This window comes from Brucella sp. 22210 (assembly GCF_052045675.1).
In the GTDB taxonomy this organism is placed as follows: domain Bacteria; phylum Pseudomonadota; class Alphaproteobacteria; order Rhizobiales; family Rhizobiaceae; genus Brucella.
This window is the reverse complement of sequence record NZ_JBQEPD010000001.1, coordinates 152,587-172,288: the sequence shown is the minus strand read 5'-3', so window position 1 is coordinate 172,288 and position 19,702 is coordinate 152,587. Positions and strand designations below refer to the sequence as shown.

Here is a 19,702-nt window from a genome sequence, read left to right as displayed (position 1 = left end):
AACCGGCAAAAAACGCACTACGCGAACACCCGCCAAAACACATTGTTTCTTCGCATACCCGGACGCCAAAACCGCAATACACTTTTGCCGGGAATGCTTTTGATTCGTCTTCACAATACCCTTCTGACGAATCCACGTGAAGCGTGTCGCGCGCAAAAAGAAAGATCGGACAGCTTGTCAACCGCCCGATCTCAACATGTAGTAGAATGCTTAACCTATGGTTAATATCTGTAGTGTTCGGACTTGTACGGGCCCTGTGGAGTGACGCCGATATACGCAGCCTGTTCCTCAGAAAGCACAGTCAGCTTCGCACCCAGCTTGTCGAGATGCAGACGTGCGACCTTCTCGTCGAGATGCTTCGGCAGAACATAGACTTCGTTCTTGTAGGCTTCCGGACGCGTGTAGAGCTCGATCTGGGCCAGCACCTGGTTGGTGAAGGAAGCCGACATCACGAAGCTCGGATGGCCAGTCGCGTTGCCGAGATTGAGCAGGCGGCCTTCCGAGAGAAGGATCAGGCGCTTGCCATCCGGGAACTCGATCAGATCGACCTGCGGCTTGACGTTGGTCCACTTCAGATTGCGCAGAGCGGCAATCTGAATTTCGTTGTCGAAGTGGCCGATATTGCCGACGATGCACATGTCTTTCATCTTGCGCATGTCGTCCAGCGTGATGACGTCCTTGTTGCCGGTCGTGGTGATCACGATATCGGCGGTCGGAGCAGCATCGCTGAGCGTTACGACTTCAAAGCCGTCCATGGCGGCCTGAAGGGCGCAGATCGGATCGACTTCCGTCACCTTGACGCGAGCGCCAGCGCCAGCCAGCGACTGGGCGGAGCCTTTGCCGACATCGCCGTAACCGCAGACGACGGCGACCTTGCCAGCCATCATTACGTCGGTGCCGCGACGGATACCGTCGACCAGCGATTCCTTGCAGCCATACTTGTTGTCGAACTTCGACTTGGTCACGCTGTCATTGACGTTGATAGCCGGGAAGGGCAGGAGACCCTTCTTCTGCAACTGGTACAGACGATTGACGCCCGTGGTGGTTTCTTCGGTCACGCCCTTGATGGCATCGCGCTGCTTCGTGAAGAAGCCCGGTGTCGCAGCCATACGCTTCTTGATCTGCGCGAAGAGAACTTCCTCTTCTTCCGAACCCGGGTTCGACAGAACGTCTTCACCGGCTTCAGCGCGTGCGCCGATAAGAATGTACATGGTGGCGTCGCCGCCATCGTCGAGGATCATGTTGGACGGCTGGCCATCCGGCCACTGGAAAATCTGATCGGTATAGGTCCAGTATTCTTCAAGGGTTTCGCCCTTGATGGCGAAAACCGGTGTGCCGGTTGCAGCAATCGCAGCGGCGGCATGGTCCTGCGTCGAGAAAATGTTGCACGAAGCCCAGCGCACATCAGCGCCGAGGGCCTTGAGCGTCTCGATCAGAACAGCCGTCTGAATGGTCATGTGCAGCGAACCGGAAATGCGTGCGCCCTTCAGCGGCTGCGACTTGCCGAATTCCGCGCGCGCGGCCATCAGGCCCGGCATTTCGGTTTCAGCAATGTCGAGTTCCTTGCGGCCCCAGTCGGCCAGGCTCAGATCCTTGACGACGAAATCTTGGCTTGCGGTCATCGCGTGCTCCAATCAAAAACAATTCCGACACGGCAATGAACCCGGTTCGAAATGGCGTTGTAGACATGGTTCAGGAGCGGAATATCATCGATAAAGGCCGCTCCGGCTGCCGCTTTGACTAGCAGATCGCGGGCCGAAGCACAACTTCATATAAACAAATCTTTATACGTGCATATCGAACAATTAGCCGATTGCCGGTTCCACCACGGTCAAATCGAGATTGATCCCAAGAACTTCCAGCATTCTGCGGAAGTCCGACGCCGTATAGGCCGTGTTCTCGGTCACCAGCGCTACGGTCTGCCCGGAGCCGCCTTGCGAGGAGGGAAGGGCCGAAACGACGCTATCCGCCGGATCGAGAAACAGCCAATCGGGACGCGCTTTCTCGAAGAACGGTCGCAGCCAGGGCAGATGCGTACTCGACAAAGTCAGAACATCGATGTGCGGATGCTTCGCCACAATCACATCGCAGAAGCGGGCAACGTCTTCGGCGGTGCTTGCCGGGTCTGACAGAAACAGACCGCTTTCCACAAGCTCGACCATGGGAGAGGCATTGATGAGACTAACCTCGGCCGATCCAGTCGCTTGGGTATGCACAAAAGCGCTGAGTTCAGCGCTCTCAATCATCGAACGCACGCCCATGACCGCAACATGGCCACTGCGGCTGGCTGCAATCGCCTCCCGAACGGGTGGCGCAACCCCATAGACTGGAACAGCGAACTGATCTTTCAATTCGTCCAGCACCATGATCGACGGGGCATTGGACGCCAGAACGACGCTCTCCGCACCGAGACCGATCAAATAGTCGATTGTGCTGCGCATAATGGACAACAGTTCGCTTCGCGTTTTCCCGCCATAGGGAAAACGCGCCCGATCTGCAAAATAGATGATGTCACGCTGGGGCTGTCGGCGTCTGATCAGCTCGACCAGCGCGTAGCTTCCAATGCCTGCGTCAAACACCGCGACAGGCGCGGCAAGGCTGCCCAATGGGGTCAGCATTCCTCGCCGAACTTGTCGGCAATCAGTACCTGCAAGGCATTGAGCACGGTTTCGGCCTGTTCACCGGAGGCGCTGACCTCGATGCAGCAGCCGGGCGAGGCGGCCAGCATCATCAGCCCCATGATGGAAGTGCCGCCAACGGTCATGCCGTCCTTGGAAACGCGGACATGCGCATCGTAGCCATCGACGAGCTGGACGAACTTGGCGGAGGCGCGGGCATGCAGCCCGCGCTTGTTCACGATCTCAAGCGACCGGGAAATGGCAGTTTCGGGATCATATTCGCCAGTAAGGGTGACGCTGGACGGCATATATTACTTTCCTGTCAGAACCTGACTTGCGACATTGATATATTTGCGCCCCGCATCCTGCGCCTCGCGAAGCGCAGTCTTGATATCGCCCCCGACCCGCACGCTCGAAAGCTTGATCAGCATCGGCAGATTGACGCCTGCGATGACTTCAATCTTGCCTTCCTGCATGACCGAAATGGCCAGATTGGAGGGAGTTCCACCGAACATGTCGGTCAGGATGATGACGCCGCTGCCATTTTCGGCGCGTTCAACAGCTTCGACGATATCCCGCCGACGCTGCTCCATGTCATCTTCCGCACCGATGCATACGGTTTCGAAATTATCCTGCGGGCCTACCACATGCTCAACGGCATGAAGAAACTCTTCGGCCAGCCTTCCGTGCGTAACAAGCACGAGTCCGATCATACTATAAAAGCTCCCGTCGCGCGCCCGCCGCATCACCCCGCCAGATGATCAGATGGCACCTGCTTTGTTCCAGTACGATCACTCCAAAAAACCTGTTCCGTTTTAAGGATCGTACTGCAGCCGGAACCATGCCGGCGAGTTGTGCATCTTGGCAGGGCAAATCCTTATAGCAAGTGAAAAATCTCTACCCCGCCTTGAAAAAAGCAAAATGCCGCAGCGGTGTGAAATCTTCATCGAATCGAAACCATCATCGGCTCAGCGATTCTCCGGCGACCATGGTTCGTAGAATAAAGTCGCCTCGATCGCGCGCGACAGCGCGTTGGAATCGCCATTTGACGACAGGGACGGCAAAAGCAGCCGCGGCAGATCGATAGCTTCAAAACTCCAGCTTCCACCGCCGGGATAGCGTTCCGCCTCGTCGCGGGCCACAAGCCAGATCACCAGATCAAGCGTCGCACTGGCGACAAAAGGCACTCTGAACAGGCCCGCGCCGCGAATCTCCACACCACCCGCCAGCGAAGCGGGAGCGCTGGCGATGAGACGATTGTCGTCAGCCCGCAGCATCGTGCGATCATCGCTGACCAGAAAAGCCTGTTCACCGCGAAGGGAAGCCCGCTCGATAAGTGTCAGTGCGAGTTCAGTCTTGCCCGCGCCCGAGCGACCCATGATCATCACGCCCTTTCCGCGCAATTGCACGGTGGTGGCATGCAGACCGCTCTTGGCTTCTTCCGGGGTCATGTGCTGGCCGGAAGATCGACGATGAAGCGAGCGCCCCTGAATTCATCCGGCTTGGCCGGATCGACAATGTTCTCGGCTGTCAGCGTGCCACCATGCGCTTCGATGATCTGGCGGCTGATCGACAGACCAAGGCCGGAATTCTGTCCGAAAGCCTCCGAAGCCGGGCGATCCGTATAGAAACGCTCGAAAATTCGTTCGATATTCTCGATGGGGATGCCCGGTCCGTTATCTTCGACCAGAACACGCAGACGGCTGCCTTCTCCCTGCAACGTCACCACGATACGACCCGTATCGTCCGGTACGAAGGAGCGTGCATTTTCAATGAGGTTGCTCACCACCTGACCGAGCCGCAGATCATGGCCCGCGACGTAAAACGCCTTTTTGCCTGCGGGCAGCTTGCCTGTATTGAAGACGATTTCTGTGCCGATCTTGTTGCGGCGCACTTCGCGCGCAGCAGTCACAAGATTGGTGAGCAGCGTCTTCATATCCACGCGGTCGATATGTTCGCGCGCCAGTTCGGCATCGAGACGGGAAGCATCCGAAATATCGGTGATCAGTCGGTCCAGACGGCGCACATCGTGTTGGATTATGTCGAGCAGACGTTTGCGCGATTCCTCCGACTTGGCGAGCGGCAGGGTCTCGACTGCACTGCGGAGCGAGGTGAGGGGGTTCTTCAGCTCGTGACTGACATCAGCGGCGAAGCTTTCAATGGCTTCGATGCGTGTATAGAGCGAATCCGTCATCTCGCGGATGGAGGTGGAGAGGTGGCCCACTTCGTCCTGACGTTCCGAGAAATCGGGAATTTCGACACGGTTCTTGACGCCATGGCGGACACGATCCGCTGCAGCCGACAATTTGCGCAGCGGGCTTGCGATGGTCGATGCGAGAAAGAGCGACAGGATCACCATGACCAGCGCGACGACGCCGAACACGCGGAAGACCGCCATGCGCTCGCCCTGCACGATCTTGTCGATATCGTCACCTTCGGTCGACAGCAGCAGCACACCGAGAATGGCACGCGAACGCTGGACAGGAACCGCCACAGAAACCACGAGTTCGCCTTTCTCGTTTCGCCGCTGCGCCGTTTGCGGGGAACCCGTCAGCGCCTTGACGATCTCTGGGAAGGCAAGACCGTTACCGCCCGGCTGTTCCTGATAGACCGGCAAGCCACCGCCAAAGAAGAAGCTGGTGAACCATCGGCTGAAACGCTCCCAAACACTGGGCTTTTCTTCCTCGATGGGCGGCAGATCATAGCGCAGCACCGGCCCGGACGACGGGAAACTCGGCGAATAGAGCGCGCGCGAATCCAGCAGCATATTGGCGTAGCGATCATAGATACGCGCACGCGTGCTGGTCGGCGAAATCAACCGGCGCAACAGCGGGGAAACCTTTTCAGGATTGATCGGGAATTCCCAATTATCGGGAGAATCGGGCGAGGGGGTCAGGCTTTGCCCGGCCTGCAGCTCCAGAAGCTTTTCCGGATCGACCATCAGCGAGTTGGTATCGACCGTTGCCGAGGCAGAAATCGCCGCAGCGATGATCTTGCCCTGAGTGAGAAGGCTTTCCACCTTCGCGTCGATCAGCCCCTCGCGGAACTGGTTCATATAGAGAATGCCGGAGACGAGAACGCCGAGGGCCGCAAGGTTGAGGAACAGGATGCGGCGCGTCAGGCTCGAAAAGAGATATTGACCGAGAAACTTGCGAAAGGGCGCAAACAGGCGACGCCAGAACACCGAGCGCTGTCGCCGCGCTCTGCGCTCACGCAAGTTCGCTTGCAAACTCGTTTTCTGGCCTGCAAGGCCTTCGTTCTGGGTCTCTGCGACCATCTCGCTTAGGTTACTCGTGCTAGAGCACATCCCGAAAAGTGTGAACGGTTTTCGGATAGGATATGCGTCAAATATTCCTGACCAATGCCGGGATATCGCACCCGGCATTGATAATCATATGCATCAAGCCTCGCGGAAGCGATAGCCGACGCCATAGAGCGTTTCGATCATCTCGAAGTCGTCGTCAACCACCTTGAACTTCTTGCGAAGGCGCTTGATGTGGCTGTCGATGGTGCGATCATCCACATAGACCTGCTCATCATAGGCCGCATCCATCAAGGCGTCACGGCTTTTCACGACGCCGGGGCGCTGTGCCAGCGAATGCAGGATGAGGAACTCGGTGACCGTCAGCGTGACGGGCTCGCCCTTCCAGGTGCAGGTGTGGCGTTCCTGATCCATCACCAGCTGACCGCGTTCCAGCGACTTGGATGGCTGGCCCGCAGGCTTGGCCGTACCGTCGCGCGCAGCGACGCGGCGCAAAACAGCCTTCACGCGCTCCACCAGCAGACGCTGCGAAAACGGCTTGGTGATGAAATCGTCGGCGCCCATCTTGAGACCGAAGAGTTCGTCGATCTCGTCGTCCTTCGAGGTCAGGAAGATGACCGGGAGATCGGACTTCTGACGCAGGCGGCGCAGAAGCTCCATGCCATCCATACGCGGCATCTTGATATCGAAGATCGCGAGATTTGGCGGACGCGCCATCAGACCATCAAGAGCGGAAGCGCCGTCGGTGTAGGTTTCAACCCGATAGCCTTCCGACTCCAGCGCAATGGAAACGGAGGTCAGAATGTTACGGTCATCGTCGACCAGCGCAATTGTCTGCGTTGCCGAGGCTTCCTTCATGCGGACCCTTCTCCTTCATGTTTTGCCAGGGCATGCATCCCATTGGAGCATTGACCATCTGGCATTCCACCCGGCGCAACCGGCTGGAGGGCGGTTCGAAAATCGAGCGCCTGATTTGCACATCGATACTATTATAGTGATGCAGCTTGTGCAGTACAAATTAGGTACAAAATGTGGCGGCCCTGTAAGAAGCCGCGAAACACGCTTTGGCGAATCATTCTTTGGTTAATACTCGCTCAGATTGTATTCCACAAATAATACACGCGAAAACGCAATAATTAAACGATTTAAAAAAAATTCAAAATTTTTAAACCGATTAAATATTTGAATTGCCGCAATTAATCTGTTTCTGACTCCCCACTCCTCCGAGAACGGAAAAACGGAGGCCAGATTAATTTGTCAAACCAAATGGCGGAGACACCATGAGAGAGACCGGCATTCACAATACGGCCGCTTCCATTGCCACTTCGGGACTGAAGGAACTCTCCGCAGTCTTTTATAACCTCGGGCCTGCCCGGCTCTATGAGGAAACCATCCGCCGTGGCGAAGCCGAACTGACCGCACAGGGCGCGCTTGTCGCCCGCACCGGCCAGCACACCGGTCGTTCGCCGAAGGACAAGTTCGTGGTCCGCGACGCCAATACCGAAGATCAGGTCTGGTGGGACAACAACAAGCCGATCACGCCGGAAGCCTTCGAGCTTCTCTATGCCGATTTCATTGAGCATGCGAAGGGCAAGGAGCTTTTCGTTCAGGACCTCATCGGCGGCGCTGATGCCGACAACAAGATCAACGCCCGCATCGTCACCGAATATGCCTGGCACTCGCTGTTCATTCGTAATCTGCTGATCCGCCCGGCCCAGGAAGAGCTTGCTTCCTATGTGCCGGAAATGACGATCATCGATCTGCCGTCCTTCAAGGCCGATCCGGAACGTTATGGCGTGCGCACCGAAACGGTGATCGCGGTCGATCTGACCCGTAAGATCGTGCTGATCGGCGGCACGTCCTACGCCGGTGAAATGAAGAAGTCGGTTTTCACCGCGCTCAACTATCTCCTGCCTGCCAAGGGCGTGATGCCGATGCATTGCTCGGCCAATGAAGGCCCGAACGGCGACACCGCCGTCTTCTTCGGCCTGTCCGGCACGGGCAAGACCACGCTTTCCGCTGACCCGACGCGCACGCTGATCGGCGACGACGAGCACGGCTGGGGCGAGCATGGCATCTTCAACTTCGAAGGCGGCTGCTATGCCAAGACCATCCGTCTTTCCGCCGAAGCAGAGCCGGAAATCTATGCCACGACACAGCGTTTCGGCACTGTGCTGGAAAATGTCGTTCTCGACGCCAACCGCCAACCGGATTTCGACGATGGTTCGCTGACCGAAAACACCCGTTGCGCCTATCCGCTCGATTTCATCCCGAATGCATCGAAGACGGGCAAGGGCGGTCAGCCGAAGAACATCATCATGCTCACCGCCGATGCTTTCGGCGTGATGCCTCCAATCGCCAAGCTGACCCCGGCACAGGCCATGTACCACTTCCTGTCCGGTTACACGGCAAAGGTTGCTGGCACTGAAAAGGGCGTCACCGAACCGGAAGCAACCTTCTCGACCTGCTTCGGCGCACCGTTCATGCCGCGTCATCCGTCGGAATACGGCAATCTGCTGCGCCAGCTGATCGCCGAACACAAGGTCGATTGCTGGCTGGTCAACACCGGCTGGACCGGCGGCGCCTATGGCACCGGCAAGCGCATGCCGATCAAGGCAACCCGCGCGCTTCTGGCTGCGGCTCTTGATGGCTCGCTGAACAATGCGGAATTCCGCATCGATCCGAATTTCGGTTTCGCCGTTCCGGTTGAAGTGCCGGGTGTGGATACGTCCATTCTCGATCCGCGCTCGACCTGGACCGACAAGGCTGCCTATGACGCACAGGCCAAGAAGCTGGTCGATATGTTCGTCACGAACTTCGAGAAGTTCGAACGCCACGTCGACCACGAGGTCAAGGACGCAGCACCGGCAATCCGCGTCGCTGCCGAATAAAATCGCTCAGAGATACTGAGGCCAGAATACTGAGGAGGGAGAGAGCCCGGCCAGCGCGCCGGGCTTTCTTTTGCCCTCAATCCGGTTCCCCGCTTTGGCGGGTGCAGCTTTTCTGCGCATGCCCTTGTCCCAAAACCCTTCGCATTTTTGGGGGGGCATGCGTGCGCCGGGTTTTCTTTTGTCCAACTGAAGCGAAGCGTGTATGCGTTCTCTTATGGAAGAGAACCGGAACATCATCCGCATCACCAACCGCCTGACGATCCGCGAGGACGATCTGGAGGAAAGCTTCATTCGCGCCTCCGGTCCCGGTGGACAAAACGTCAACAAGGTTTCGACGGCGGTGCAGCTGCGCTTTCACGCCGCGCAATCGGGATTGCCGGAAGATATTCTCACGCGCCTCTTCAAGCTGGCCGGTCAGAAAGGCACCAAGGACGGTGACATTCTCATCGAAGCCAATCGCTTCCGCACGCAGGAGCGCAATCGCGAAGACGCCCGCGAACGGCTGATCGCCCTGATCGCCAAAGCCGCCGAGCCGCCACCGCCGCCGCGCAAGAAGACCAGGCCCACCAAAGGCTCCGTCGAGCGCCGCCTGAAAGCAAAATCAGGCCGCGCGGATATCAAAAAAGGGCGCGGCAAGGTTTCCTTCGACTGAAGCACCGCCTCCGGACCTGAATTCCAATCCCGAAAAGACCGTAAGAGCAGGGGAAACGCATGACCACGAAACTCCACCACCTCGAAACCAGCCATGGCAAAATTGCGGTGCGCGAAAGCGCAGGCGAGGGCGCGCCTCTGCTGATGATCCATGGCAATTCGAGCGCGAGCGCGATTTTTCAGAACCAGCTCGAAGGTGAGATCGGCAAGAAGTGGCGCGTGATTGCGCCCGATCTGCCCGGCCACGGCCAGTCAGGCGACGCCATCGATCCCGACCGCAGCTATTCCATGGAAGGCTATGCCGATGCCATGACCGAAGTGCTCGAAAAGCTTGGCATTTCCGATGCGGTGGTGTTCGGCTGGTCGCTCGGCGGCCATATCGGCCTTGAGATGATTTCGCGCTATCCCGGCATGCGCGGACTGATGATCACCGGCACGCCGCCGGTCGCCCGCGAGGAAGTGGGGCAGGGCTTCAAAAGCGGCCCCGACATGGCACTGGCCGGGCAGGAAGTGTTTTCCGCACGCGATGTCGAATCCTATGCCCGCAGCACCTGCGGCGAACCGTTTGAACCCTCGCTGCTTGATATCGTGGCCCGCACTGATGGTCGCGCACGCCGCATCATGTTTGAGAAATTTGCTGCCGGAACTGGTGGCAATCAGCGCGACATCGCTGCCGAAGCAAAGCTTCCCATCGCCGTGGTCAACGGGCGTGACGAACCTTTCGTTGAACTCGACTTCGTCTCGAACGTCCGTTTCGGCAATCTCTGGGAAGGCAAAACCCACGTCATCGACAATGCGGGTCACGCACCTTTTCGTGAAACACCAGCGGTTTTCGACGCCTATCTGGCGCGTTTCATCACCGATTGCACCGCGTAGAGCTGTTTTCATCACGCTTGATGCATTCTTTCGGCGGNCGCTGAAATTACCGCTACCATCTCCTCATTGACGCCCTAGTTTGAAGACGGGAGTTTCAATGAGGTGATATTATGAGCATGACTGTTGCAGACCTTTTGGCCGAAACCCTCGCTCAAGCCGGAGTCCGGCGCATATGGGGTGTGACCGGCGATAGTCTGAATGGGCTGAATGACAGCCTGCGCCGCCTTGGCAAGATTGAGTGGATGCATGTCCGTCACGAAGAGACCGCCGCTTTCGCCGCTGGCGCGGAAGCAGCCGTTACAGGTCAGCTGGCTGTCTGTGCCGGCAGCTGCGGCCCCGGTAACCTTCACCTCATCAACGGTCTTTTCGACTGCCAGCGCAATCGCACGCCCGTTCTGGCCATCGCCGCCCATATCCCGTCGTCGGAAATCGGCCTCGACTATTTTCAGGAAACGCATCCGCAGGAACTGTTCCGCGAATGCAGCCATTTCGTCGAGCTTGTCTCCAATCCCGCCCAGATGCCGGAAGTGCTGCACCGCGCCATGCGTGCAGCGGTGGGACAGCAGGGTGTGGCCGTCATCGTCCTGCCGGGTGATGTTGCGCTGAAACAGATCGACGAACCGGCGGCGAAAGCCTGGGTCCAAGTCGCGCAGCCGCGGATCATCCCGTCCGATGATGATATCGGGCAGCTTGCCGATCTTCTGAACAGCTCCGAAAAGATCACAATCCTCGCTGGGAGCGGCTGCGCCGGTGCGCATGATGCCGTGGTGGCGCTTGCCGACCGTCTCGCCGCGCCTGTGGTGCATGCGCTGCGCGGCAAGGAGCATATTGAGTGGGACAATCCCAACGATGTCGGCATGACCGGCCTGATCGGATTTTCATCCGGCTACCACGCCATGCTGAATTGCGACACACTCTTGATGTTGGGTACCAGTTTTCCGTATCGGAATTTCTATCCCGAAAAAGCGAAAGTGGTTCAGATCGATCGCGATCCATCCCAGCTTGGCCGTCGCGCGCCGATCACGCTTGGCGTCGTCAGCGATGTGAAAGAAGCCGCCAACGCCCTGTTGCCCAAACTGAAATCGAACCGCAGCGCCACCTTCCTGAATTCCGCCAAGGCGCATTATGTCAAAGCGCGCAAGGATCTGGACGATCTCGCCCAGCCCTCAAAGGCGGGACAGGCCATTCATCCGCAATATCTCACGCGTCTGATCGATCAGGCTGCGAAGGATGATGCCATTTTCACCGCCGATGTCGGAACGCCCACCGTCTGGGCGGCGCGTTATCTCAAGATGAATGGAAAGCGCCGTCTGCTCGGCTCGTTCAATCACGGCTCCATGGCCAATGCCATGCTGCAAGCACTTGGCGCGCAGGCCGCATCCCCGGACAGGCAGGTCGTCTCCCTGTCCGGGGATGGCGGCTTCACCATGATGATGGGCGATTTTCTATCCCTCACGCAGCTGAAACTGCCGGTGAAAATCATCGTCTATAATAATGGCTCGCTCGGCTTCGTCGCCATGGAAATGAAAGCGGGCGGCTATCTCAGCACAGGCACCGATCTGGACAATCCAAACTTTGCCGCCATGGCAGAAGCCATTGGCATCAAGGGTATCCGGGTGGAAGAATCCGCCGACCTGCCGGGGGCGCTGCAACAGGCTTTCGATCACAAGGGACCGGTTCTGGTCGATGTGGTCACGGCAAAGCAGGAGCTTGTGATGCCGCCGAAGATCAAGGCTGAGCAGGCGAAGGGGTTCAGCCTCTATATGCTGAAAGCCATCATCAACGGGCGCGGCGATGAAATCGTCGAACTCGCCCGCACCAATCTCGGGCGCTGATCTATTTGTTTTCACGCATTATCCGACGCATCGAAGCGGGATCAGAAATCAGTCCAGTGGACTGATTTCCCCGCGTAGGCGCTTCGCACTTTTGCCGGAAATGCTCTAGCAAAGAGGCCGGGTTCCCCCGGCCTCTTTTCATATCTTCCTGAGTGCAACCTCTTCGATCAGATGATCGCTGCCCTTGCGCAGGATCAGGTCCGCGCGCGGTCGGGTCGGCAGGATATTCTCATTGAGATTGCGCAGATTGATATTCTGCCACAGGCCTTCGCCGATGGAGCGTGCCGCATCTTCCGAAAGCTGCGAATAGCGATGGAAGAAGGATTGCGGATCGCGGAAGGCCGTTTCGCGCAAGCGCATGAAACGGTCAATATACCATTTATGGATCAGTTCCGGATCGGCATCGATATAGATCGAGAAGTCGAAGAAATCCGACACGAAGGGCACCATCTTGCCGTCTTCAGGCAGATCGCGCACCTGAAGGACATTGATGCCCTCGAAAATCAGAATGTCCGGCTTGTCGACGCCCTGATAGTCATTCGGCAACACATCGTAGCTCAGATGCGAATAAAGCGGCGCGCGCACATGGCTCATGCCCGCCTTGATCGCCGACAAGAAGCGCAGAACAGCGCCGATATCGTAGCTTTCCGGAAAGCCCTTGCGCTCCATCATGTTCTGCTCGCGCAGAACAGCATTCGGATAAAGGAAACCGTCCGTCGTCACCAGATCGACCTTCGGGCTGGAAGGCCAGCGGGCGAGCAGTTCTTTCAGGATACGCGCTGTCGTGGACTTGCCCACGGCCACCGAACCGGCAACGCCGATGATGAAGGGCGTCTTGAAGGATTCCTCCATATTGAGGAATTGCTGGCGCTGGCGAAACAGAAGCTGGCTTGCCTCGACATGCGCATAAAGCAGCCGCGACAGCGACAGATAGATGCGACGGACCTCATCAAGATCGATGGGATCGCCGAGCGAACGCAACCGTTTGACCTCTTCATAGGTCAAGGTGAGGGGGGTATCCGCGCGAAAGCCGGCCCATTCCTCTGCCGAGAAAAAGCGGTAGGGCGAATATCTGGAAGGGGTGAGCTGATCCACTTTTTCCCACATGAACTGTCGTCTCTCTGGCCTTCTATTCAGCGCGATCCTTTGCAGGATCACGCCTTCGGGCGAGCGGCCTTTTCTTCAAGGCCGGTCTGGCCTGTGCGGCGGTCGAGTTCCTGGAGAACCTCTTCGAGCGGCACACCGGCAATTTTCCAGACCACCATCAGGTGATAAAGCAGATCGGCGCTTTCGGAAACCACGCCTGCGCGGTCGCCGGAAACAGCAGCAATCACCGTTTCCACGGCTTCTTCGCCCAGTTTCTGCGAGGCCTTGTTCGGGCCTCTGGCGACAAGGCTTGCCGTATAGGACGATCCGTCAGTCACGCTGGCGCGTTCGGCCACGATGCGTTCAAGGTCTGCGAGCGTAAACTGGCTCATCGGGGTTCCTCCCGTCATTTATATTCTTTGTTCAGCGAACCGGATCGAGCCGCATCGGAATGCCGGCTTCGGCCATATAGCGCTTCGCTTCGCCGATCGAATAGGTGCCGAAGTGGAAGATCGAAGCAGCCAGCACCGCCGTCGCATGGCCGTCGCGGATACCGGCCACCATGTGATCCAGATTGCCCACGCCGCCCGAGGCGATCACCGGCACGCGCACGCTGTCAGCCACAGCACGGGTCAGCGCCACATCGTAACCGGCCTTCGTGCCATCGCGATCCATCGAGGTGAGCAGGATTTCGCCTGCACCCAGATCGACCACCTTGCGGGCGAACTCCACCGCATCGATGCCGGTCGTCTGGCGACCGCCATGGGTGAAGATTTCCCAACGATCCGCTTCGCCTTCGCCCGAAACCTTCTTGGCGTCGATGGCAACGACAATGCACTGATTGCCGAACTTGTCTGCCGCCTCGGCAACGAATTCCGGAGTCTTCACCGCTGCCGTGTTGATCGACACCTTGTCGGCGCCAGCCAGAAGCAGTTTGCGGATATCGGCAACCTGACGCACACCGCCACCGACGGTTAGCGGCATGAAGCACTGTTCTGCCGTCCGGGCCACTACATCGAAAATTGTCTCGCGATTGTCCGAGGACGCCGTGATGTCGAGGAAGCACAATTCGTCTGCTCCCGCCGCATCATAGGCGCGGGCAGCTTCCACCGGATCGCCCGCATCGATCAGATCGACAAAGTTGACGCCCTTGACGACGCGGCCATCCTTCACATCGAGACAGGGAATTACGCGTGCTTTCAAAGTCATGCTGTGGCCCTCAACAATGACAGCGCTTCAGCTGGATCGATGCGACCGTCATAAAGCGCACGGCCCGAAATCGCGCCTTCGAGCTTGCGCGCATCCGGCGCAGCCAGACGCTTGATGTCGTCCATCGAAGCAAGACCGCCCGATGCGATCACCGGAATGGAAACCGCCTCGGCAAGAGCCAGCGTCGATTCCCAGTTGATGCCAGCCAGTACGCCATCACGATCAATGTCTGTATAGATGATGGCGGCAACGCCAGCGCCTTCGAACTTCTTCGCAAGTTCGACCACGCCAAGCTGAGAGGCTTCGGCCCAGCCTTCAACGGCGACCTTGCCGCCCTTAGCGTCGATGCCAACCGCGACCTGTCCCGGAAAAGCCTTGCAGGCTTCGATCACCAGCGCCGGGTCGCGCACGGCGACCGTGCCGAGAATGACACGGCGCAGCCCCTTGGAAAGCCAGCTTTCAATGTGCTGTAGCGTGCGAATGCCGCCACCCAGCTGCACCGGGTTCTTGGTGGCTTTCAGGATTGCTTCGACCGCAGCGCCATTGACGCTTTCGCCCGCAAATGCGCCGTTGAGATCGACCACATGCAGCCATTCAAAGCCCTGATCTTCAAAGGCTTTGGCCTGCGCGGCGGGATCGGTGTTGTAGACGGTGGCCTGATCCATGTCGCCGAGCTTCAGGCGCACACATTGACCGTCTTTCAAATCGATGGCGGGAAAAAGGATCATGTCTTCAAGGCTTCCATTTCAGGAAATTGGCAATGAGCGAAAGGCCGAGCAGCTGGCTCTTTTCCGGGTGGAACTGGGTTCCCACCATATTGTCGCGACCGACAGCGGCAGTAACGTCACCACCATAATCCGTCACGGCCAGAACCTCGTCCGCCTTCTTCGCGTCGAACATATAGGAATGGACGAAATAGGCGTGCAAGCCGTTCTCGCCGGTCTCGATTCCGTGGAAAATCGGATGCGCCTGATGCGATTGTTTCACGTGAATCCGATTCCAGCCGATCTGTGGAATCTTCAATGTCGGGTCAGACGGCGTCATTTCGCGCACATCGCCCGCAATCCAGCCGAGGCCTTCGGTCACTGTCTTTTCCAATCCGCGCTCAGACATGAGCTGCATGCCGACGCAGATACCGAGAAACGGATGGGCCTTCTTGATGACAACCTCATCAAGCGCTTCAACCATGCCCGACACGGCATGGAGACCAGCACGGCAATCGGCATAAGCGCCAACGCCCGGCAGCACCACACGGTCGGCAGACGCCACCCGCGCGGCATCTGCCGTCAGTTCGATTTCGGCATTGATGCCGCTTTCACGGGCGGCACGCTCAAAGGCCTTGGTGGCCGAGCGAAGATTGCCGGAACCATAGTCGATTATCGCAACACGCATTTTCAGTTTTCTCCGCGATGACCCACGAATCCGATCGTGGAGCCAGTAGAGGAATAAGTGGGACGCGGTGACGCCTTGTCCCATCGATTGGCCGTGACCGGATCCAATGCAAGGGCAGGCTTTTCCGCGATAGTGGTGTCAGACGTTGTGCGCCCGAAGAAATAACGGATTTCCGCCTCGTCGAGATCGCTGGCGTCGATTGCCGCCCGTTCGATATAGCCCTGACGCTTCAGTTTCGCGATTTTCCAGTTCGGGCCTTCAAAGGCCACGAACAGCGAAACGATCAGTGTCAGCAGGGGAACCGCATCGGCAATGCCGAAGTAACTCCCGACAAAACCGAGCAGAAACGTGACGCCGAGAACGGCGAAGGCCTCGAACCAGAGGCGCTGCGTCGCAAGCCAGACAAAGGGCAGAACCAGCGCCACCACATGGAATCCGTCGCGCACGAACACGGAATGTTCAACGCTCGTCCCGACGCGCTTCTTTTTTGAAGAAGCTTCGGTTGGTTCCAGAACGACGAACTGGGCCATGAATTATCCCTTCAGCGACCCCTTGGTGGAGGGGATTGCATCCTTCTGGCGCGGATCGGTTTCCAGCGCCGTGCGCAGAACCCGGGCCACCGCCTTGAAGATCGACTCGGCAATATGGTGGTTATTGGCGCCATAGTGGTTGTTGATATGCAGCGTGATGCCTGCATTCATCGCAAAAGCCTGGAAGAACTCACGCACAAGCTCGGTATCGAAGGTGCCGATCTTGGCTGCCGGGAAATTGACGTTCCACACCAGATAAGCGCGGCCAGACACGTCGACCGCCGCTCCGGTCAGCGTGTCGTCCATGGCGAGATCGAGCGAGGCATAGCGCACGATGCCGCGGCGTTCGCCCAAGGCTTTGGCGATGGCTTGACCGAGCGCAATGCCGGTATCTTCAACCGTGTGGTGATCATCGATATGCAGGTCGCCCTTGGCCATGACGCGCATATCGATGAGCGAATGTCGCGAAAGCTGCTCGAGCATGTGATCGAAGAAGCCGACACCGGTTGTGATGTCGAACTTGCCGACGCCATCCACATCAACAGAAACGGCAATGCTCGTCTCTTTCGTGGAGCGTTCGATACTTGCCTTGCGGGTGCTTTCAGCAGTCATAAGCGATCCTCATTGGGGTACTGGAGGCGTTCTAGAACAGCTTGCCCGCTTTGCCAAATGCTTTTGCCAATCCGGCAAGCCGCAATTCGGCATTTGCAATTCAGTATTTGCAATTCAGGGGGCTGTTCTTAAATATCCACATTGAAACGCGATTCATCCGGCAAAATGACCGGCTGAAGCGGTTCACCCTCAGATGAAGGGGCTTGTGGGATCGCCGTCCGGGATTGCATGAGCCGCCAAAGGAGCATCCATGATCGAACACAATCCCACAACGATTTACGGCACGACCATCGTGACCGTCCGCAAGAACGGCAAGGTCGTGATTGCAGGCGACGGCCAGGTCTCGCTCGGTAATACCGTCATGAAGGGCAATGCGCGCAAGGTTCGCCGCATCGGCAAGGGCAATGTCATTGCCGGTTTCGCCGGCGCAACCGCCGACGCCTTCACCCTTCTGGAGCGCCTCGAAGCCAAGCTGGAGCAATATCCCGACCAGCTGATGCGAGCCTCGGTCGAACTCGCCAAGGACTGGCGTACCGACCGTTATCTGCGCAAGCTCGAAGCCATGATGCTTGTCGCCGACAGCAAGGTGACACTGGCGCTTACCGGCACTGGCGACGTGCTTGAGCCTGAACATGGCGTCATGGCCATCGGTTCGGGCGGCAATTATGCGCTGGCTGCGGCCCGTGCGCTGATCGACACCGACAAGTCGGCAGAAGAGATCGCCCGCAAGGCGATGGAGATCGCAGCCGATATCTGCATCTACACCAACCACAATATCCTCGTGGAAAGCCTGGACGCAGAATGAGCTGGCTCGCGCAGGTCACCAAACCGAGTGGACAACGCTGGGGCCTGGGCGTCCTGATCGTGATTGCCATCATCGCGGTGCAAGCCACTTGGCTGCACCTAGACGGGCGGATCGCCATGTGCGACTGCGGCACCATAAAACTATGGTCGGGTTCTCTGAAATCGGAGAATTCACAGCATATAGCCGACTGGTACACGCTGTCGCATATCATCCATGGCTTTCTGTTCTACTGGCTGTTCACGGTCATCGCGCCCAAAGCCCCGCTCGGCTTGAGACTTGCGGCTGCGGTCGGCATCGAAGCGGTCTGGGAACTGGTCGAAAACTCGAACTTCATCATCGAGCGCTATCGCGCCAATACGTCCTCGGTGGACTATTTCGGCGACAGCATCGTGAATTCGGTTTCCGATACGCTCGCCGCTGCGCTCGGCTTTCTGATCGCCGCAAAGCTGCCAACCAAAATCACCGTCGCCATCGCGCTCTTTTTTGAAATTCTGGCGCTGATCGTCATTCGCGACAATCTTACGCTCAACGTGATCATGCTGCTGCATCCGTTCGAGTTCATCAAGCAGTGGCAAAGTGGGTTGTAAAATGAGTAATTTCTCTCCCCGTGAAATCGTTTCGGAACTTGACCGGTTCATCATCGGCCAGAACGACGCCAAGCGCGCCGTAGCCATCGCCTTGCGCAATCGCTGGCGCCGCCAGCAGCTCGAAGGGCAGATGCGCGAAGAGGTCATGCCGAAGAACATCCTGATGATCGGACCGACCGGCGTCGGCAAGACAGAAATCTCGCGCCGCCTTGCCAAGCTTGCGGGCGCGCCTTTCGTCAAGGTCGAAGCCACCAAGTTCACCGAAGTGGGCTATGTCGGTCGCGACGTTGAACAGATCATCCGTGACCTCGTTGAAGTCGCCATCGCCCTCGTGCGTGAAAAGCGCCGCGACGACGTGAAGGCCAAGGCGCATCTCAATGCCGAGGAACGCGTTCTCGAAGCTTTGGTCGGCAAGACGGCAAGCCCCGCTACCCGCGACAGTTTCCGCAAGAAGCTGCGCAACGGCGAGCTGGACGACAAGGAAATCGAGGTCGAGGTCGCCGATACCGGATCGAACTCAAATTTCGAGATTCCCGGCATGCCGGGCGCGAACATCGGCGTGCTCAACCTGTCGGACATGCTGGGCAAGGCCATGGGCGGGCGCACCAAAACGCGCAAGACCACGGTGAAGGATTCCTATGCAATCCTCGTCAATGATGAATCCGACAAGCTGCTCGATCAGGACCAGATCGTGCAGGAAGCGCTGCGCGTCACCGAGGACGAAGGCATCGTGTTCATCGATGAGATCGACAAGATCGCCTCTCGCGAAGGCGGAGGCGGTGCTGGCGTTTCACGCGAAGGCGTGCAGCGCGATCTGCTGCCGCTCGTCGAAGGCACCACGGTTGCAACCAAATACGGACCGGTGAAGACGGATCATATCCTGTTCATCACCTCGGGTGCGTTCCATGTGTCGAAGCCGTCCGATCTTCTGCCGGAATTGCAGGGCCGTCTGCCGATCCGCGTCGAGCTTTCCGCTCTGACGCGCGAAGACTTCCGCCGTATCCTCACGGAAACGGAGGCTAGCCTGATCAAGCAGTATATTTCCTTGATGCAGACGGAAGAGGTGACGCTTTCCTTCACCGACGACGCCATTGACGCTCTTGCCGATATTGCAGTCGATCTGAATGCGACCGTCGAAAACATCGGCGCTCGTCGCTTGCAGACGGTGATGGAAAAGGTTCTGGACGAGATTTCGTTCACTGCCCCGGATAAAACCGGCGCGACCTTCACCGTCGACGCGAACTATGTGAAGGAAAAGGTGGGTGCTCTGTCCAAGAACACCGACTTGTCGCGCTTCATTCTGTAAACCGCGACAACTGACACTACAGTTGCAAATTCGTCAGGCCGT

Annotated in this window: 21 protein-coding genes; 7 read left to right on the top strand and 14 right to left on the bottom strand. The window is 58.0% G+C overall.

Annotated features, from left to right (window positions below):
- Positions 1-221 precede the first annotated feature (221 nt).
- The 7 genes from ahcY to ACTJKP_RS00830 all read right to left on the bottom strand — a co-directional run bounded on the left by ahcY (position 222) and on the right by ACTJKP_RS00830 (position 6,738).
- Positions 222-1,622, bottom strand: coding sequence for an adenosylhomocysteinase (gene ahcY / locus ACTJKP_RS00860; protein ID WP_140026058.1), 1,401 nt, complete (start codon positions 1,620-1,622; stop codon positions 222-224).
- Positions 1,623-1,805: 183 nt separating this feature from the next.
- Positions 1,806-2,618, bottom strand: coding sequence for a glutamate racemase (locus ACTJKP_RS00855; protein WP_440629375.1), 813 nt, complete (start codon positions 2,616-2,618; stop codon positions 1,806-1,808).
- Positions 2,612-2,926 (bottom strand): HPr family phosphocarrier protein, encoded by a 315-nt coding sequence (locus ACTJKP_RS00850; protein ID WP_078337652.1) that lies wholly within the window; start codon positions 2,924-2,926, stop codon positions 2,612-2,614. Before ACTJKP_RS00850 ends, ACTJKP_RS00855 begins: the two co-directional genes overlap by 7 nt.
- 3 nt (positions 2,927-2,929) lie before the next feature.
- Positions 2,930-3,331, bottom strand: a complete 402-nt coding sequence (locus ACTJKP_RS00845; protein WP_078337651.1) for a PTS sugar transporter subunit IIA — start codon at positions 3,329-3,331, stop codon at positions 2,930-2,932.
- Between the two features lie 255 nt (positions 3,332-3,586).
- Positions 3,587-4,069 carry an HPr kinase/phosphorylase gene (locus tag ACTJKP_RS00840; protein ID WP_440629374.1) on the bottom strand — a complete coding sequence of 161 codons (483 nt, stop codon included), beginning with the start codon at positions 4,067-4,069 and terminating at the stop codon, positions 3,587-3,589.
- A complete protein-coding gene (locus ACTJKP_RS00835) occupies positions 4,066-5,895 on the bottom strand; it encodes a stimulus-sensing domain-containing protein (RefSeq protein WP_078337649.1) in 1,830 nt (609 codons plus the stop codon). The genes ACTJKP_RS00840 and ACTJKP_RS00835 overlap by 4 nt, the downstream gene beginning before the upstream one ends.
- Positions 5,896-6,018: 123 nt before the next feature.
- Entirely contained in the window at positions 6,019-6,738 is a 720-nt protein-coding gene (locus ACTJKP_RS00830; protein WP_078337648.1) for a response regulator transcription factor, read from the bottom strand.
- Positions 6,739-7,160: 422 nt separating this feature from the next.
- Here ACTJKP_RS00830 and ACTJKP_RS00825 point away from each other — a divergent pair, with 422 nt between their 5' ends.
- The 4 genes from ACTJKP_RS00825 to poxB all read left to right on the top strand — a co-directional run bounded on the left by ACTJKP_RS00825 (position 7,161) and on the right by poxB (position 12,133).
- Positions 7,161-8,771, top strand: a complete 1,611-nt coding sequence (locus tag ACTJKP_RS00825; protein WP_440629373.1) for a phosphoenolpyruvate carboxykinase — start codon at positions 7,161-7,163, stop codon at positions 8,769-8,771.
- 202 nt (positions 8,772-8,973) lie between these two features.
- Positions 8,974-9,423 carry an alternative ribosome rescue aminoacyl-tRNA hydrolase ArfB gene (gene arfB, locus ACTJKP_RS00820; RefSeq protein ID WP_171058694.1) on the top strand — a complete coding sequence of 150 codons (450 nt, stop codon included), beginning with the start codon at positions 8,974-8,976 and terminating at the stop codon, positions 9,421-9,423.
- A 59-nt stretch (positions 9,424-9,482) separates the two neighbouring features.
- Positions 9,483-10,298: an alpha/beta fold hydrolase gene (locus ACTJKP_RS00815; protein WP_440629372.1), complete on the top strand. Its 816-nt coding sequence runs from the start codon at positions 9,483-9,485 to the stop codon at positions 10,296-10,298.
- Positions 10,299-10,408: 110 nt separating this feature from the next.
- A complete protein-coding gene (gene poxB / locus ACTJKP_RS00810; RefSeq protein WP_440629371.1) occupies positions 10,409-12,133 on the top strand; it encodes a ubiquinone-dependent pyruvate dehydrogenase in 1,725 nt (574 codons plus the stop codon).
- 138 nt (positions 12,134-12,271) lie between these two features.
- Here the strand turns inward: poxB and coaA are convergent, their stop codons facing one another.
- From coaA to hisB, 7 genes are read right to left on the bottom strand one after another with little or no spacing between them, the layout of a single operon-like run.
- Positions 12,272-13,240 (bottom strand): type I pantothenate kinase, encoded by a 969-nt coding sequence (gene coaA / locus ACTJKP_RS00805; RefSeq protein ID WP_078337644.1) that lies wholly within the window; start codon positions 13,238-13,240, stop codon positions 12,272-12,274.
- Positions 13,241-13,287: 47 nt separating this feature from the next.
- Positions 13,288-13,611 carry a phosphoribosyl-ATP diphosphatase gene (locus ACTJKP_RS00800; protein ID WP_078337643.1) on the bottom strand — a complete coding sequence of 108 codons (324 nt, stop codon included), beginning with the start codon at positions 13,609-13,611 and terminating at the stop codon, positions 13,288-13,290.
- 31 nt (positions 13,612-13,642) lie between these two features.
- Positions 13,643-14,428, bottom strand: a complete 786-nt coding sequence (hisF, locus tag ACTJKP_RS00795; RefSeq protein WP_440629370.1) for an imidazole glycerol phosphate synthase subunit HisF — start codon at positions 14,426-14,428, stop codon at positions 13,643-13,645.
- The gene (gene hisA, locus ACTJKP_RS00790; protein ID WP_440629369.1) at positions 14,425-15,156 is read right to left on the bottom strand and encodes a 1-(5-phosphoribosyl)-5-[(5-phosphoribosylamino)methylideneamino]imidazole-4-carboxamide isomerase; all 732 of its coding nucleotides are present in this window, start codon (positions 15,154-15,156) and stop codon (positions 14,425-14,427) included. The genes hisF and hisA overlap by 4 nt, the downstream gene beginning before the upstream one ends.
- Before the next feature lie 4 nt (positions 15,157-15,160).
- Positions 15,161-15,820, bottom strand: a complete 660-nt coding sequence (gene hisH, locus ACTJKP_RS00785; protein WP_078337640.1) for an imidazole glycerol phosphate synthase subunit HisH — start codon at positions 15,818-15,820, stop codon at positions 15,161-15,163.
- A gap of 2 nt (positions 15,821-15,822) precedes the next feature.
- The gene (locus ACTJKP_RS00780) at positions 15,823-16,350 is read right to left on the bottom strand and encodes a DUF2628 domain-containing protein (RefSeq protein WP_440629368.1); all 528 of its coding nucleotides are present in this window, start codon (positions 16,348-16,350) and stop codon (positions 15,823-15,825) included.
- Positions 16,351-16,353: 3 nt separating this feature from the next.
- Positions 16,354-16,962, bottom strand: coding sequence for an imidazoleglycerol-phosphate dehydratase HisB (gene hisB, locus ACTJKP_RS00775; RefSeq protein WP_078337638.1), 609 nt, complete (start codon positions 16,960-16,962; stop codon positions 16,354-16,356).
- A 250-nt stretch (positions 16,963-17,212) separates the two neighbouring features.
- Here hisB and hslV point away from each other — a divergent pair, with 250 nt between their 5' ends.
- The 3 genes from hslV to hslU are packed head-to-tail and all read left to right on the top strand — an operon-like array spanning position 17,213 to position 19,660.
- Positions 17,213-17,767, top strand: coding sequence for an ATP-dependent protease subunit HslV (hslV, locus tag ACTJKP_RS00770; protein WP_078337637.1), 555 nt, complete (start codon positions 17,213-17,215; stop codon positions 17,765-17,767).
- Positions 17,764-18,354: a DUF2585 domain-containing protein gene (locus ACTJKP_RS00765; RefSeq protein ID WP_440629367.1), complete on the top strand. Its 591-nt coding sequence runs from the start codon at positions 17,764-17,766 to the stop codon at positions 18,352-18,354. Before hslV ends, ACTJKP_RS00765 begins: the two co-directional genes overlap by 4 nt.
- A gap of 1 nt (position 18,355) precedes the next feature.
- Positions 18,356-19,660: an ATP-dependent protease ATPase subunit HslU gene (gene hslU, locus ACTJKP_RS00760; protein ID WP_078337635.1), complete on the top strand. Its 1,305-nt coding sequence runs from the start codon at positions 18,356-18,358 to the stop codon at positions 19,658-19,660.
- Positions 19,661-19,702: the final 42 nt, after the last annotated feature.